The 14426-nt window shown below is 48.3% G+C and carries 16 protein-coding genes and 1 pseudogene; 1 reads left to right on the top strand and 16 read right to left on the bottom strand.

Annotated elements, in window-relative coordinates; all coding sequences use genetic code 11:
* Window positions 1–10: 10 nt before the first annotated feature.
* On the bottom strand, window positions 11–1810 hold the full coding sequence (gene lepA / locus GBC03_11180; GenBank protein ID QFS70724.1) for an elongation factor 4: 1800 nt from the start codon (window positions 1808–1810) through the stop codon (window positions 11–13).
* Window positions 1811–1964: 154 nt separating this feature from the next.
* A complete protein-coding gene (locus tag GBC03_11175; protein ID QFS70723.1) occupies window positions 1965–2354 on the bottom strand; it encodes a LexA family transcriptional regulator in 390 nt (129 codons plus the stop codon).
* Window positions 2355–2432: 78 nt separating this feature from the next.
* Here GBC03_11175 and GBC03_11170 point away from each other — a divergent pair, with 78 nt between their 5' ends.
* Entirely contained in the window at window positions 2433–2672 is a 240-nt protein-coding gene (locus GBC03_11170; GenBank protein ID QFS70722.1) for a DinI-like family protein, read from the top strand.
* A gap of 127 nt (window positions 2673–2799) precedes the next feature.
* Here the strand turns inward: GBC03_11170 and GBC03_11165 are convergent, their stop codons facing one another.
* The 14 genes and pseudogenes from GBC03_11165 to GBC03_11100 all read right to left on the bottom strand — a co-directional run bounded on the left by GBC03_11165 (window position 2800) and on the right by GBC03_11100 (window position 14423).
* On the bottom strand, window positions 2800–3228 hold the full coding sequence (locus GBC03_11165; GenBank protein ID QFS70721.1) for a tail fiber assembly protein: 429 nt from the start codon (window positions 3226–3228) through the stop codon (window positions 2800–2802).
* A gap of 277 nt (window positions 3229–3505) precedes the next feature.
* Window positions 3506–3736: pseudogene (locus tag GBC03_11160) on the bottom strand (phage tail protein).
* A 403-nt stretch (window positions 3737–4139) separates the two neighbouring features.
* Window positions 4140–4772 carry a hypothetical protein gene (locus tag GBC03_11155; GenBank protein QFS70720.1) on the bottom strand — a complete coding sequence of 211 codons (633 nt, stop codon included), beginning with the start codon at window positions 4770–4772 and terminating at the stop codon, window positions 4140–4142.
* 44 nt (window positions 4773–4816) lie between these two features.
* Window positions 4817–5521, bottom strand: a complete 705-nt coding sequence (locus tag GBC03_11150) for a hypothetical protein (GenBank protein ID QFS70719.1) — start codon at window positions 5519–5521, stop codon at window positions 4817–4819.
* 1 nt (window position 5522) lies between these two features.
* Window positions 5523–6941 carry a baseplate J-like family protein gene (locus GBC03_11145; GenBank protein ID QFS70718.1) on the bottom strand — a complete coding sequence of 473 codons (1419 nt, stop codon included), beginning with the start codon at window positions 6939–6941 and terminating at the stop codon, window positions 5523–5525.
* Window positions 6938–7270: a hypothetical protein gene (locus GBC03_11140; GenBank protein ID QFS70717.1), complete on the bottom strand. Its 333-nt coding sequence runs from the start codon at window positions 7268–7270 to the stop codon at window positions 6938–6940. Before GBC03_11140 ends, GBC03_11145 begins: the two co-directional genes overlap by 4 nt.
* Complete coding sequence (locus tag GBC03_11135; protein ID QFS70716.1) at window positions 7267–7983, bottom strand: hypothetical protein; 717 nt, start codon at window positions 7981–7983, stop codon at window positions 7267–7269. Before GBC03_11135 ends, GBC03_11140 begins: the two co-directional genes overlap by 4 nt.
* Complete coding sequence (locus tag GBC03_11130; GenBank protein QFS70715.1) at window positions 7980–9020, bottom strand: hypothetical protein; 1041 nt, start codon at window positions 9018–9020, stop codon at window positions 7980–7982. The genes GBC03_11135 and GBC03_11130 overlap by 4 nt, the downstream gene beginning before the upstream one ends.
* The gene (locus GBC03_11125) at window positions 9020–9295 is read right to left on the bottom strand and encodes a hypothetical protein (GenBank protein ID QFS70714.1); all 276 of its coding nucleotides are present in this window, start codon (window positions 9293–9295) and stop codon (window positions 9020–9022) included. The genes GBC03_11130 and GBC03_11125 overlap by 1 nt, the downstream gene beginning before the upstream one ends.
* Entirely contained in the window at window positions 9292–10002 is a 711-nt protein-coding gene (locus GBC03_11120; protein QFS70713.1) for a hypothetical protein, read from the bottom strand. The genes GBC03_11125 and GBC03_11120 overlap by 4 nt, the downstream gene beginning before the upstream one ends.
* Before the next feature lie 2 nt (window positions 10003–10004).
* Complete coding sequence (locus GBC03_11115) at window positions 10005–11888, bottom strand: transglycosylase SLT domain-containing protein (GenBank protein ID QFS70712.1); 1884 nt, start codon at window positions 11886–11888, stop codon at window positions 10005–10007.
* A 123-nt stretch (window positions 11889–12011) separates the two neighbouring features.
* Window positions 12012–12587, bottom strand: coding sequence for a hypothetical protein (locus GBC03_11110; GenBank protein QFS70711.1), 576 nt, complete (start codon window positions 12585–12587; stop codon window positions 12012–12014).
* Window positions 12588–12589: 2 nt separating this feature from the next.
* Window positions 12590–13027 (bottom strand): hypothetical protein, encoded by a 438-nt coding sequence (locus tag GBC03_11105; GenBank protein QFS70710.1) that lies wholly within the window; start codon window positions 13025–13027, stop codon window positions 12590–12592.
* Between the two features lies 1 nt (window position 13028).
* Window positions 13029–14423 (bottom strand): hypothetical protein, encoded by a 1395-nt coding sequence (locus GBC03_11100; protein QFS70709.1) that lies wholly within the window; start codon window positions 14421–14423, stop codon window positions 13029–13031.
* Window positions 14424–14426: the final 3 nt, after the last annotated feature.

Genomic DNA, 14426 nt, shown 5'->3' with positions numbered 1-14426 from the left:
TCCTTAAGGATTATTTGCTGTCTTTGCCGACATGCAGAATGGCGAGGAACGCTTCCTGAGGCAGTTCGACGTTACCGATCTGCTTCATACGCTTCTTACCTTCTTTCTGTTTCTGCAACAGCTTTTTCTTACGGCTGATATCACCGCCATAGCATTTTGCCAGAACGTTTTTACGCAACTGTTTCACGGTAGAACGCGCAATAATGTGCGTACCAATAGCTGCCTGAATCGCGATATCGAACTGCTGGCGTGGGATCAGTTCTTTCATCTTCTCCACCAGTTCGCGACCACGACTTTGCGAGTTATCACGGTGTGTGATCAGCGCCAGCGCATCGACACGTTCGTTGTTGATCAAGACATCAACACGCACCATGTCGGAGGCCTGGAAGCGTTTGAAGTTGTAATCCAGTGATGCATAACCGCGCGAGGTGGATTTCAGACGATCGAAGAAGTCGAGTACCACTTCAGCCATCGGAATTTCATAGGTCAGCGCCACCTGGTTACCGTGGTAGACCATGTTGGTCTGCACGCCGCGTTTCTCAATGCACAGGGTAATGACGTTACCGAGGTAAGCCTGAGGCAGCAGCATATGACATTCCGCAATCGGCTCGCGCAGTTCGTAGATGTTGTTCAACGGTGGCAGCTTGGACGGACTGTCGACGTAGATTGTCTCTTTCGCCGTGGTTTCGACTTCATACACGACGGTCGGCGCGGTGGTGATCAGGTCCAGATCGTATTCACGTTCCAGACGTTCCTGAATGATCTCCATGTGCAACAGGCCGAGGAAGCCACAGCGGAAGCCGAAGCCCAGCGCGGTAGAACTTTCTGGTTCATAGAACAGGGAGGCGTCGTTGAGGCTCAGTTTGCCAAGCGCATCGCGGAAGTTCTCGTAGTCATCAGAGCTGACCGGGAACAGACCCGCGTAAACCTGCGGTTTTACCTTTTTGAAGCCTGGCAGCGCTTTTTCTGCCGGGTTACGCGCCTGCGTCAGGGTATCGCCAACCGGTGCGCCGAGAATGTCTTTGATGGCGCACACCAGCCAGCCTACCTCGCCGCATTTCAGTTCGGTACGATCAACCTGTTTTGGCGTGAAGATCCCCAGACGGTCCGCGTTATAGGTCTGACCGGTGCTCATCACTTTAATTTTATCGCCTTTGCGCAGGGTGCCGTTTTTAATACGCACCAGCGAAACAACGCCGAGGTAGTTATCGAACCAGGAGTCGATGATCAGCGCCTGTAACGGGCCATCCGGATCGCCTTCCGGCGGCGGAATATCACGCACCAGACGTTCCAGTACGTCGGTCACGCCCACACCGGTTTTCGCCGAGCAGCGCACGGCATCGGTCGCATCAATACCGACGATATCTTCAATCTCTTCGGCGACACGCTCGGGATCGGCGGCTGGCAGGTCAATTTTGTTGAGGACTGGCACCACTTCGAGATCCATTTCCATCGCGGTGTAGCAGTTTGCCAGGGTTTGCGCTTCTACGCCCTGTCCGGCATCCACCACCAGCAGTGCGCCTTCGCAGGCAGCAAGCGAACGGGAAACTTCATACGAGAAGTCAACGTGGCCTGGGGTGTCAATGAAGTTAAGCTGGTAAGTTTCACCATCAGCGGATTTGAAATCGAGCGTTACGCTCTGCGCTTTGATAGTAATACCGCGCTCACGCTCAAGATCCATCGAGTCGAGAACCTGCGCTTCCATTTCACGGTCAGACAGGCCACCGCAGATCTGGATAATACGGTCAGACAGCGTCGATTTACCGTGGTCGATGTGAGCAATGATGGAGAAATTTCTTATGTTCTTCATAAATATGAATTTTTTAACTCGCTATGCTGATAATTTTTTCTTGATGGACACAGCGGTGGACATTCCACAGTAACTACCCCATCAATGACTGGCGTGCATATTACACTGTAGCGCCGAAATCGTCAGCATACGATCTCTTCATTAACATACTATGTTACATCACCGGGCAATCATCAAACTCACCTGAGCGAGCATCGTTGATGATGTAAGTGATCACCCCAAACACTGGCGAAGTCACATTGTAATCCCCCACTGCGTCTGGTATCTCTTCGCGCTTACCGTTCTCCAAGTTCACCAGGTGAGGTCTTGGGTGCACGCGGAAGCGTTTTATCTTTAAATCACCATCTATCCTACAGATGAGCAAAGAACCATCGCAAGGTAACAAGGAGCTATCTACCACTAACAAGGCACCATTTATGATGCCTTCTCTCCAGTATGTCTGCCCTGCTCTCATGAAGTATGTAGCTGCTGGATGCTCAATAAACTTCTCATCTAGCGATATGTGGCGCTCGACATAGTCAGCTGCCGGAGAGGGAAAGCCCATAGTTACCTCTACTATTGACACTGGATAAAAACACAGTATAAATACTGTATATCCAACCAGTAAAGGGAGAAGGTAAAAATGTTTGTTGAGCTGGTTTATGACAAGAGAAACGTTGCCGGGTTGCCAGGAGCAAGTAACATCATTCTGGCAGAACTGACAAAGCGGGTGCACCGGATTTTTCCCGATGCTGAGGTGAAGGTGAAGCCAATGCAGGCTAATGCTTTAAACAGCGACTGCACCAAAACTGAGAAAGAACGGCTGAACCGCATGCTGGAAGAAATGTTTGAAGAATCTGACATGTGGCTGGTTTCAGATTAACTACATTGTTATGTCATATTGAATATGTAGAATCCGCCCCGGCTGACAATCATTCAATACCCGCACTATCGAACGAACGCCAGCCTGCCGCCGCAAGTTCTTGCATATGACGAGCGGCGGTATTTCATCAGTCGGGAATATCAGGCCAGGTAATATCGTGGGCAGTAGTCGTATCAACCGCTTCCAGCGCATCAAGATAATCTAACCACAAATTGTATTGTGTCATTTCGTCGACTTTCAGGCGTCCGATCGCGGCTTTACCAGGCCACTGCTTGCTGTTCATGTAGATATTAGCCTTAGCAATCAGGTACTGCTTTTCGGCATCAGCATCTGCGATCAACTCAACTTTAGTGGGTGGAGGTGTGCTTACCCATGCTGGCATGTTATCAACAATACCCCGCACTTTACCTTCAGGCGGCTTCCCGATAAATTCAGCCACAACAGTATCATCAATATCAATTAAATCACTAAGATCATCCCATGACGATTGATAGGCAGGGAGCATTTCAATCGGGAAAAACGCGTTATATTTTGCTGACCATTTATATTTATTCATTTTATTCACCTATGCAGAACCAGTTAAATCGCACCTGCGCACCGGCACGACGAAAGAAAAACGATGTTTTTGATAACGAGTTATCGTCCTGGAGAACGTAGGCAATAGATCCCGCATCAGCACTGGTCCCTGATAGAGACATAATTACTCGCCCTACTGAAATGGGGAAAGGAACCGGAAAATTTATGGTCCCTGTTGTTGCAGAGCCAGTGTAAGTCCCCCACTGCAATAATTTCCCGTTTGGTAATTGGCTCCATCCTGAACCAGAACCAAAGCTGGACATGTCCGGGATTTGATTTTCACCTGTTCCTACGTCCTTCGTTGCCGCTGTTCCCAAACCAAGGTATGTGAGAATGTCGGCAATAGTGCTTTTACCGATAATATCTCGGCCTACCTGAGTGAGGTCGGTCAAAGCTGCAGTATCATTCCCATTGAAATACGGTAATTTATTCGCAACGCCCACTAACGCGGCTAACGCCGTCAATGTAGGATCCAGCGGCTGGAAGTTCCCAAGGATGTAGGACAGCGTTCCGGCCGTCATCATGTTTGCAACAATGTCATTTGCTGACCACGCTCGTGGGACAGTTCCTTCCTGCCCACGCTGAATAGTAAAGACATCACCATTTCGGGCAGTAACATGAATAATCTCAGTGAGAGTACCTGTGGCGGCATCAATAATCGTCAGTTTAAAGAAGCTGGATCCTGCTACCGGGGATGGGAAAAGCGTTCCCGTTCCAGCGTTTACGGTAAGAGATGTTGCCGTTGAGCTAATTCCGGCCGCAAGCACTGTCTGGGCATTGTTAGCGGCTAAAAGAGATAGTGCCATTTTTCCTCCGGGATTTTTGGCAATAAAAAACCCCGCCGAAGCGGGGCATATTGACTGCTACTGAATAGTCGTTTATCTTGTTTCGTTAGTAGATATTTTTTATTTTAGTAGTTCCATCGTTAATACCATATGAACTTAATTTCCAACATTCCATTGCTATATCTCTGAACTGCCCTCTTACTTCAGGGGATAGGCCTGATGCTTGGTTTACGTCATTTTCAATCTGCATGAGTGATATCCCACCTCTCTGGCCTATTCCGGCAGACTTACATAGTTCTCTTATAATTAGATCAAATTCTGATTGATGGTATTGATTCCTAGCCATTACGAGATAATAAGTGCTATTTAGCTTGTTTATCGCTTCATTAAGATTTCTTTCTTTAAGGCAAGATGGATTTTCTTCGCATTTTTTGTCATTGTATTCATCTATGGCATTAATGTAATAATGGTATACGCACTCATCATTTCTATTATTATAACACTCCAATACAAGACCATTTAAAAACGCATTATCTTCACCTACGCTCTCAATCAATTCGTTACGTATTTTGGGGAAGTTTTTTTGCATCCCATTATAAGATGGAAGCCATTTTATCAAAACATCTCTTTTTTGTTGCAAAGTATAAGCTGAGGAAAAATCACTAGATTTTTGATATGCAGTAGTTCCACATCCTGAAAGGAAAAAACAAAGAAACAAGGCCTTGGCGATAATTTTCATATTCATCCCTAAAAGTCTATAAAAGATGCCTGATTTTACACCACTCAACCAACTATAGTCACGCTCACTGGCTGGTAAAACGGCATGTGGAGCAGGCCGCTGTCGAAAGCCTGCTTGAACAGCGATGCGTACTCATACTCATTACTTTTGATGAGAACGCTAGTCTTCTGGTTGTAAGCCCTGCTATTAAACGTCTGCGCGTTGTATACCGAAGAATCAGTCAGCTTTCTGAAACCCTTAATAATTGAAACACTAGCCCCGCTACCAGAGAACAACACCGAAATACTCCAGTGTTGGTCGTTCACGACATCCCCCCCGTTTACTCCCGTGAGGAACCGCATAATCCGACGTTTCAGCCAGGGTATTGTGAAGTAAAACCCATCCCCCTTATAGAAATTCCACGTCATGATCCGCTTGAACAGGTCATCAGAGACAACGACCTGTTCTGACTGGTTTATTACTCTGCGGGTATTAAACGGTACAGTGTTAAACGTGAATGTATTGAATGCCCCGATCACCAGCAGGCGACCGCTTGCCAGTACAGGAGGTTTCACGCCGTATATGCCACGAGCTATCCACCTGAGTTGATCCCCTGCATTATACCCACCAACAAAAATCGGCAGATTTGCACTCCGCATCCAGTCATAAATATTTTTTGCCATCGTGTTATACGCAGTCACGAAAGCACGGATATTGTCATCATCATTGTACTGCGTGTACAGGTACGAACGGATAATATCCTCAAGCATTTCACACTCCATCAACGGTTACGCCATCTGACGCTATGTAGAAGTAACTAAATGGGTCGCCACTTATAATGTTTGTGTTCGGGTCAGGATTAGTAATAATTCCATTAACAGTGATAATAACATTGAGCTTACTAATTAAACTCATGTCAATAGTAGTATTGACGGACTGAAGGAAGGTATCTTTCAGATTATTAATATTTAACGGCTTACCCGCATAAATCCCGTTTATGTACTGAATTACAGGTGCTGATACCAGCGTTAAAATTGTAGCATCAGTCAGGTAATTCACCCCTTCAGATCCCCACTCAAATTTCACCGTAACATTTTGCTGCAACGGTATAACAAATGGGATTAGGTAGTTATCCGGCCAGTCGTTTATGGCCACCACATTATTTCTTACATTGGGCGTGACCTCTCCTCCCCCGACCCACGAACCGGACGTTGAAGTATCTATACCTATTGAAAACGTATGCGGTGTGAGCACTGTTGCGGTTAGCGGAACGTTGTTAATTCCAGTCATACCATTCACGCCAGAGATGTTGACCACCTGCCCGCTGGTCAGTCCATGAGTTATACCTGTGGTAACGACGCCAGGATTAGCATTCGTTATGCCAGTAACGTCTACTTTCGCTCCTTTTAGCCTGCTGATATCGCCGGCAGATTTAAAAATGGCCCCAGCCATTTCATAAATATCACCTCCCCCGCACATGATTATCCAGCTGTTACCGTCCTGTACGACTGATACCAGGCGAGCCTGCACACCATTAACATCAGTAAGCTTCTGCCTGATGAAGCCAGGATATCCCTGAACAGTAGACATCTGGGATTCCCAGACGCGATCACGAAACTGATAGTTTGATTCACGTTCTAAGCCAGGAACTCCTGCAACCGGATTTGTGCAGGTCAATGTAATTTCGTCAGGAACGCTGCTAATTATCTGGGTAACGGTGCCAGCAGGTACCGCCCATGATCCTGTCGTGGTGGCCGTACAGGTTACCTGCGGTGTAATTCCAGACGAGGGAATAATTGTGGCATCGTTAAGCGTATAGGTATAGGTCCCATCGGACACTACAAACCCCTGAGGAATACCAAATCCCGCCGGGCCATCGAATTGCACAGGAACAGTCGTTGCTCCCTGCGTCTTCTGTGGTGCAATACCAGCCTGTTGAGCCAGCAGGTTAAGCATGTAAATGTTAGCCTTAAGCGGCCCTACCGAATTAATCAGATCGACTCTCGCCTGATCGCAAATCAGCAACGCGCCAACGTCTGTACTCACGATATCCTCAATCAGTGAGCCTGGTAATTCGGTGGTGATGCCTGGCGCCATTTGAACGGCCAGTGACACCAGCTGCTCGCGCAGACTTTCTGGGGTTTGCGGAACCGGGCCAGCAGCTGTGTAGCTAACAGATAAATCACTCATACGTTCACCGTTGCAATAATTTTAGAACCGGCGTTGGTTATCGCCGAAATGTTATAAACAGGTGGATCATCACTAACCAAAGCAATTTGTAGCGATGAAAAGTAGGGACTAAATTGCTGTTGCAGGCGGTTAACGTAGTACGTCGGCAATACCTGCTGTATTACTGATCCGTTAGCCGGAATACCATTGTTCGCGAAGAACGGAGACTCCTGCGGCGCAAGCTTAAGATTTTGCACCAGAGTAGTCAGGTAAACCGCGTCGTTGAATCCATTCTCATCTGTTTCGACCAGAGTCCACTTACCATCTGAATTCCTGCCGTAAGTTCTCATTCAGTGATATTCCCGTTAAATTGCACTGTCGCGTTCCCGGTATTGCTGCCGCCGTTTCCGTTGGAGTGAACATGGCTGTTGCACCAGGAAACAAGCGACTTCCAGCCCTCGTGCATGATCGCCGGGCTTGTGCTGGCTGTTCCGTCCTGCAACTTCCCTGCCTGACCAGTCAGATTCCACATACCGTCCGTGAGTGTGAAAACTGTTGACCCTACGGTCACTTTGAACTGCGTTGGAGTGGCGATGGTTATGCTGTCAGGAGTAAGTAAAAACGTTGTGTTGCTGCCAGCATCCCGAATGGTGACACCTTCGGGCCCGTAAATGGTCACAACCTGACCGTCGACGCCTTCCCACTCTGTATTACTGATTGGCAAAAATACCAGCGCGCTAAGGTTAGCCGGTGGTGTCAGGTCGGCAATACCACCTCCCTGCCCGCTTACCCCTCCCAGATAAGTATCCGCCGGGATGACTATCCCCTTATCGCCCGGCTGCATTGGGTATCGGATGTACTGAGGACCAAATAGCGGGATGGTAACCTGAGGAAGCACATAAGGGATGTCGCGCAGCTCAAAAGCCACTGTAACCATCTTCCCGCTCTGTTTTACTACACTGGCAGGGAGCACCTTTCCTGCTTTTTGCAGCGCAGCTTCCACTTTTCTTTCTGCAAACCGGTTCATGTTTGCACCAAAATTTAATTTCTGGCCGATGCTCATTTTTTACCTACCTCAATGAACGGATACGCTTCAATGATTGTTATCCACGACTCTGCTGACGGTTGTCTGCTGTTACCGAGCAAACGAACAGAGGAAACCTCAAATTGCCCAGAGAATGCAGAGTCATCTCGGTACTGAGAATACGACGCAGCCTTAATCATCGGGGTTGCCTGCTGCGGCATAAGAATATGATCTCCCACCTGGATATCGCCACGCATGACGCAAGCAACACTCATAACGTCGAACTTTACCCAGGTAGGCTGACCGATAAGATCATTAAAGTGAATTTGAACTGGTTTTTTACTTCGTTCGGTTGCGCTGCCTCTGGATGTCTTGTCTGGATGGTTTGGGTAGTCATTGTCCCATACCCTTATTTCATTACCGTTGACTATCGCTATTTCTACTCCGGTATAGCCTTTATTTTTTATTTTAGATAAAGAAAAAGCTTTGAGATCTTTTGCCAACTCTTCAATTGAATCACAAAACAGATCCCTGTAATAGGAAAGGACAAGCAGATCGCTAATATTGATATTAAATGTATAACCGCCAATTCTCTGAAAGCACTGAGTTAATGCTACAGATAGCTTCTGACCAACATTCCAGTTAAACGTAAGTGGTAGTGGGGCTAACTTTCCTCTTGGTGTGCTGGTAACCGGCCCCGCAACAATTATGAAATCCAGCCTTAACTCAGTACCTTGCCAGTTACCAAACACCTGGTTAATTGTGCCGTCCAGCACCAGTCCTGGTGCCGTAATCTTACCAGCCAGTGGTAAACCCGATTTCATGCCGAGGAATATTTTTATTCTCTTACCAAACAGGTCCTGTCGAGCCTGCTGCATTTCTTTTGGGCCAATGCCATAGATTGCTAAATGCGTTTCTCCCTGAGGGGTCGACTCACCAAACCTGAGAATATCGAATTCAATCATTAGCGCGCCAGGGTTATAAACACCGTTCTTATGGCTTGAATACTGCTGGATTAATTTTTCTGGTTTATCACCTTCAGCTGGAGAGAAAATCTGGATATCGTAATAACGCATTAACTGGTTACCTCAATTTGTCCGTTTTTTTCCCTCCAGTACATTTCTGTAGAACTGAAAATACCGGATATAAGGTTAATTCCACCAGTTACAGGAGAACCGACTAATGCCGTATTAATAACGGTATTGTCGGAACTGTCCGTTATTAACAGATACCATCGCTGAGCTGCGATATTCCATTTCAGCTGGCAGTTATAAACCGTTCCGTCAAGAACGGGCGTGAAGGTCATGCTCTGACGTTCGTTGCCAGTAAAAGGGTAATATTGAGTTGTCATGTTGCCACTCCCAATTTACCAAGCAGACCAGTAATAGCCTCAGAGACAGAACCTCCAAGAGATGTGTTACCAAGGGCGTTTACAGTACTTGTCCAGGCTGATTCTGTAACCTTGTCTCCGCCACCAATTTTCCCAAGAAAGTTATTTACCGCCTGCTCTGCACCAGTTTCGGTGATCAGAGGCTGCTCGAAATCCCACATCCATGTCAGCTGAGGTAATGCATCATTTCCGCTGGTGACATCCTTTACAGTGCGCAAAATGCAGCGGTTATAGATAACTGATGGGGTAGCAACGATGAATGTTCCGCCCAAGTTGGCGTGTGCCTGTAAGACAGACTGGAGTGCGCTTATTGTTACCAGCTTTGTCATTACCCCGGTGTTTTCGTTAACCGGGGCCTTCATTTCCAGAGCAACACGCAACGGTTGTGCCAGTAAGGCATTCGCGGCCACAACCTGGTTAGCAAAAGGATAGCGGGCAATGTCATAATCTACTATCGTCGCGCCCTGCACTGGCTTCCAGTGACAGAAATACTTATCCAGGTCTGTAAGATTTATTGCGCCCCCTAAAAGACCAGTAACAAAACTGGCACTTTGGGTCAGGGCAACAATCGGTAGCATACCACCTGGGATTGCCTGCGCGATGCCATCGCACAGGATAACCGGGGATATTTCAAACCCCAGCTTGTACATCTCACGAGTGAACCCCATTATTATCGTGCTCCGAGTTGAGCGCTTGTTACGACTGCATTTCCACCAGTATTGTTATAAACAACAAGTCCGGCGCCACCAGAGTTTCTGTTGCTGTCGATAGCCTGCTGGAGAAGCTGATTGGTTTTAGCAGTGTTACGAGCAATTTCTGAAGTTTCCTGGCTGGGGGTGTTGGCTGGATTTGGCTGTGTGCCGTAAATAGCCGCGTATTGCTCTTTCACACGCCCAGGATAGTTAATATTCTCCTGACTACCGCGGTTCTTACCCCCATTATACCAGCGCAACATCTCATCAAAATCGCCTCCAGATTGCTGTTTTGCCCACGACATAACCCGTGCTCCGGCCATTATGTTGTCTCGTGGATCAAAAGGATTTTCACCTGGTTGAAAATTCATGGGCATTACTTGCATCAGACCCTGAGCACCAGCTTTGCTCACAGCATTCTGATCCCAGGATGATTCCGCAGCCGCAACTGATTTAAGGAGTTTTGGGTCGAGGTCGAATTTTTTCGCGGCTTCTTCAAAATACGAATCGTAGGCTGTTGGTGTCACGCCTGAAGCTCTTTTCAACCATTTCAAACCAGCTGAAACATTTGGGTCACTTTCACTCCCTGGAATGTAACTCTGTCCAGTTTTTGGGTCGACAACTGGTTTATCACTTAGGATTGATGAGCCTGATTTAATGTCATCGACTGACAGGTTAGTTTTACCAATAATCCAGTCAACAACCTTCCCAATTACTTTTCCAAGCTTCTCGACTTTTACCATGAAGTTTTCGACATCATTTTTAAAGTCGGGAGAGGCCAGGTAATCACCAAATCGCTGAATACCACCAGCGAGCCCGTCTATCCATTTCCCAAGTTCTGGAGATTGAAGAACAGTATCGATAGCACCAGACAGCGCATCAGAGAGTTTTGTCAGTCCAGGGGTAAGCGGGCCAAGTCCACGGATGAACGTGTTTTTGATGCTCTGACTGCTGTAGTCGAGTTGAACATTGAAGTCCTGCCATTGCCGGGCCTGCTCATCAGTGATCTGCAGCAACTGAGCGTCACGCTTCGCACGTTTCTCCATAGCGTCGATCTCGGCATCGCTCATATTTTTAAAGCGATTGAGGTCGTCAATGCTGAAGAAGCTGGTCAACCCGTAGGCGTTAGCCCCCTGCAACGTGCCACCTGTTTGCGTGAAAATACTCCTGGCGGCACGAATCATCTCCGGCAGCAACTGGTCCGGTGAACGGTCAGGGTTATTGATCCCCATAGCCTGGAATTTCCAGCGCTGGGATAAATCGGCCTGAGTGTCACGAATGGCGCCCAGTGTCGCTGTTGGGTTGGCCACTGCACGCTGGTAGTTAATGGCCGTTGAATCCAGGGCACCAATCGAGGTATTCAACCCCATAGAGGTGAATCGCTGGGCGCTCGCGGTGGATGCCAGGCGGTTCAGTCCGAACAACCCACCAGCGCCGAGAACACCAGTAAACAGCCCTACAATACCGCCCCATGACAGCAGGCTGACTGTGGCGTCTTTGATATGGCCGGCGAACTCTTTTGAGTCCTTTTTAAGTTTGCCAAATATGCTGGAAGAGCCAGCAGTTTTCTTATTCAGGTCACTCTGACGCTTATTGGCATCGTCAAGGCTGGTGTTGATGCGATCGAGGTTATTCACCATCATATTCAAAGCATCAACGCCATCCAAAAAAGCCTTTGTCATCCCCTCTGCTTCTGAGGATGCTTTTGACGTTTCGCGGGCGGTGTCGCCAATACCCTGCGCAGATGCCCGCCATGCTTCGGGAAGATCTTCAAGAGCAGCCTGGTACTCATTGAATTTATCCATAAATGACAGGAATTTCTCATCATTCACGTCAACTTCAATAATGGATTTAGCTGCCATTGAAATAGCCTCTTTCTTTTAACGCAGAGATAATAAAGCGCTGCCTGAACTGGGATGGGCTGGCGTATTCTTCGCCAGCTATTTCCCTTACAACGTCCCTGAACCCCTCGTTAGAGGCCCAGTCTAGGAGGGTATAAACGACGTTTCCTGCGGGGCAGTCTGGTTCGGGGTATCGGTATCCGTTTTCGACGTCAGTAAAGAACCTCGCCACTCCGTAGCGGTCGATAACGTTAACTGACCACCGAACATACCGATCACGCTCCCCACCGTCGGTTTGATGAGTTCCGGTTTCTGAATGGCAGAGGAAACCATAAAAAAAACGATTTCGCCTTCCACCTCACGAAACTCGTCAGCAGAAATAATGCCCTGTTTCATCGCAGAATCTAACGGCACAGATTTCCACTGACCGTTGTCATTAAAAATGACCGTTGTCTGACGCTGGATTTCATCAACAATGTTTGGGCTACCCTCCCCGGTTACCTCCTGTTCCTTTTTAATTTTCTTCCGGAGCATCATTGCAGCTACCCGGGCCGCACCAAGCCCACCAACCTGAGCGATGAAGCTGGTAAACAGACTACCGAGCATCAGGCAATGCTCTTCCACCACCTCATAGGGGAAAGGTGAGGTGTGAACGTAAATGAGAGAGCCGTCATCACGGCTGATCGAACAGACCAGATTAAGTTTTTTATCAATTTTCACGGTCAGATCCACATGTTGTCGTTAGTGATGAGGTAGCCGCTGATGGTTACCACGTACCCGGCATCCATGCCGTTAAATGGCATTTCGTTAAAGTTGACCAGATAGCAGTTAAGCAGGGTGAAGTTGCCAAATGTGGTTGCGTCCGGGGTAACGACCACCTCGCCAAGCGCTGTGTCCGTCGTAAAGCGCTGTTGATAGCTTGCGGCAAGACCCTGAGTGCGCAGCATGTGGACGGTTAAGGTAACCTGCTGATACGGTACCTGACTGCCAACAGTGCCGGTCATGGTCGGCAGAATGTCCGTTGCAGGACCGTCCGGGCGTATGCTGATCCCGTCTTTACCAAGATAAGATGCGGTGACATTCAGAGCCGGAACATCAGTGATGGAAACCGCTCCACGGACGCGGTTGAGGAATCCCTGTGGTACTAATGGGTTTGCCATTTTATGCCCCTACAAAATTGGTAACGTTCAGGTTAAACGTGATGGACTCGAAGCCACGGCGCGGCGTGATAACAGCACTTAGCCCGTTGTACTTACCCTCCTGGTAATCCGAAGGATTCAGGCTGGAATAGTTAGCAAAAGGAACCGCGTTGATAACAGCATTACCCGCGTAAGAACCTTTCTCGTATTCGGTGTTGAAATCGGACTGAATAAGTTTTGTACCGATAACGCGGCCCAGAATCAGCCCATAGCTAATTCCATTACGCAGCGTTTTCAGTGCGCGGTTTTGCAGGCGGTCAATACCGTTCTGGTCGTAATACAGTGGGTTGGTTGTGGTGTTAGACCCGTTGATCACTTCGTTAGCCAGGTCCAGTTCAAGGTTAATAGCGGCCCATGCTACTGCATACCAGTAGTTAAACGGATTACCGTCAAGCATGTGACCGGCTACCAGCATCTTGTTACTCAGGCCGCCTTCTGCAGATGACCCGATGTAGTTGACGTGGTTTTCCTGGAGCGTTTTCAGCAACGTCCCGTTGTTCTCAACCGGGTATTCAGTCACCCCATACATGAAGCGGAACGCCATCGGCGGTACCATGTTCGACGAACCGGGGTCATTTGACAGCGAGGACTGGAACGCTGCCGCCATCGAAAATTCAGTAGCTGGAATATTCGGAGCTTCGACCCCTGCAAATACGGTTTTATTCTTTGTTGCCACCCAGGACTGATAGGTGGCAATCGTGCTTGTGACAAAGAAATAAACCAGCGATCCGGGGGATGTGTACTGACCCGTGAGCGTTTTGAAAGTCGCTTCAGAATCCCACTCACGAGGTACCAGATACGAAAAGAATTTCTGGTACGTGTTGCCGAGGGAAATATCCTTGTCGATAAAATCACTCAGAGCTGCCACGGCTGCCGGGATGGTGATGTCACCAAGTTCCAGCACATAGACCGCGCGAGCTGCACCCTGCGCCCAGTACGTGGTGTTCATCTGGATAATTTCACCAGCAACAACCGTCTTAACAACGCCCATGGTGGTTGCCGTCCCCGGGTCGCTGCTCAGCGAATAAGTAAATTCCGTCGCGCTGGTAACCGTCGCCTCAGCAGAGCGGTTGTATGCCGCTGGTGCCACGCCAGAAATCACAACAGGCACGGTGCTGCCATTCGTCCAGCCATGAGGCGATGCGAGGGTAACAGTGACCAGATTGGCCGCCCAGACAATGGTTGATATCGTTTTCCCCGGGGCGGTGATAGCTTTCAGATCGTCTTTTGACGTAAGCAACTGATATTCGCCTGCCGCCAGAGTCGTCCCGCCCATGGAGATCATCGCGCCGGATTTAAGCAGCTGCGAGGGCTTCGGCGGATTGGTCACCGATACGTTAATGTTAACAATTGCCATTTA

Source organism: Citrobacter telavivensis (genome assembly GCA_009363175.1).
GTDB classification, from domain to species: domain Bacteria; phylum Pseudomonadota; class Gammaproteobacteria; order Enterobacterales; family Enterobacteriaceae; genus Citrobacter_A; species Citrobacter_A telavivensis.
The sequence above is the reverse complement of the archived record's forward strand: the minus strand, read 5'-3'. Positions and strand labels throughout refer to the sequence as shown.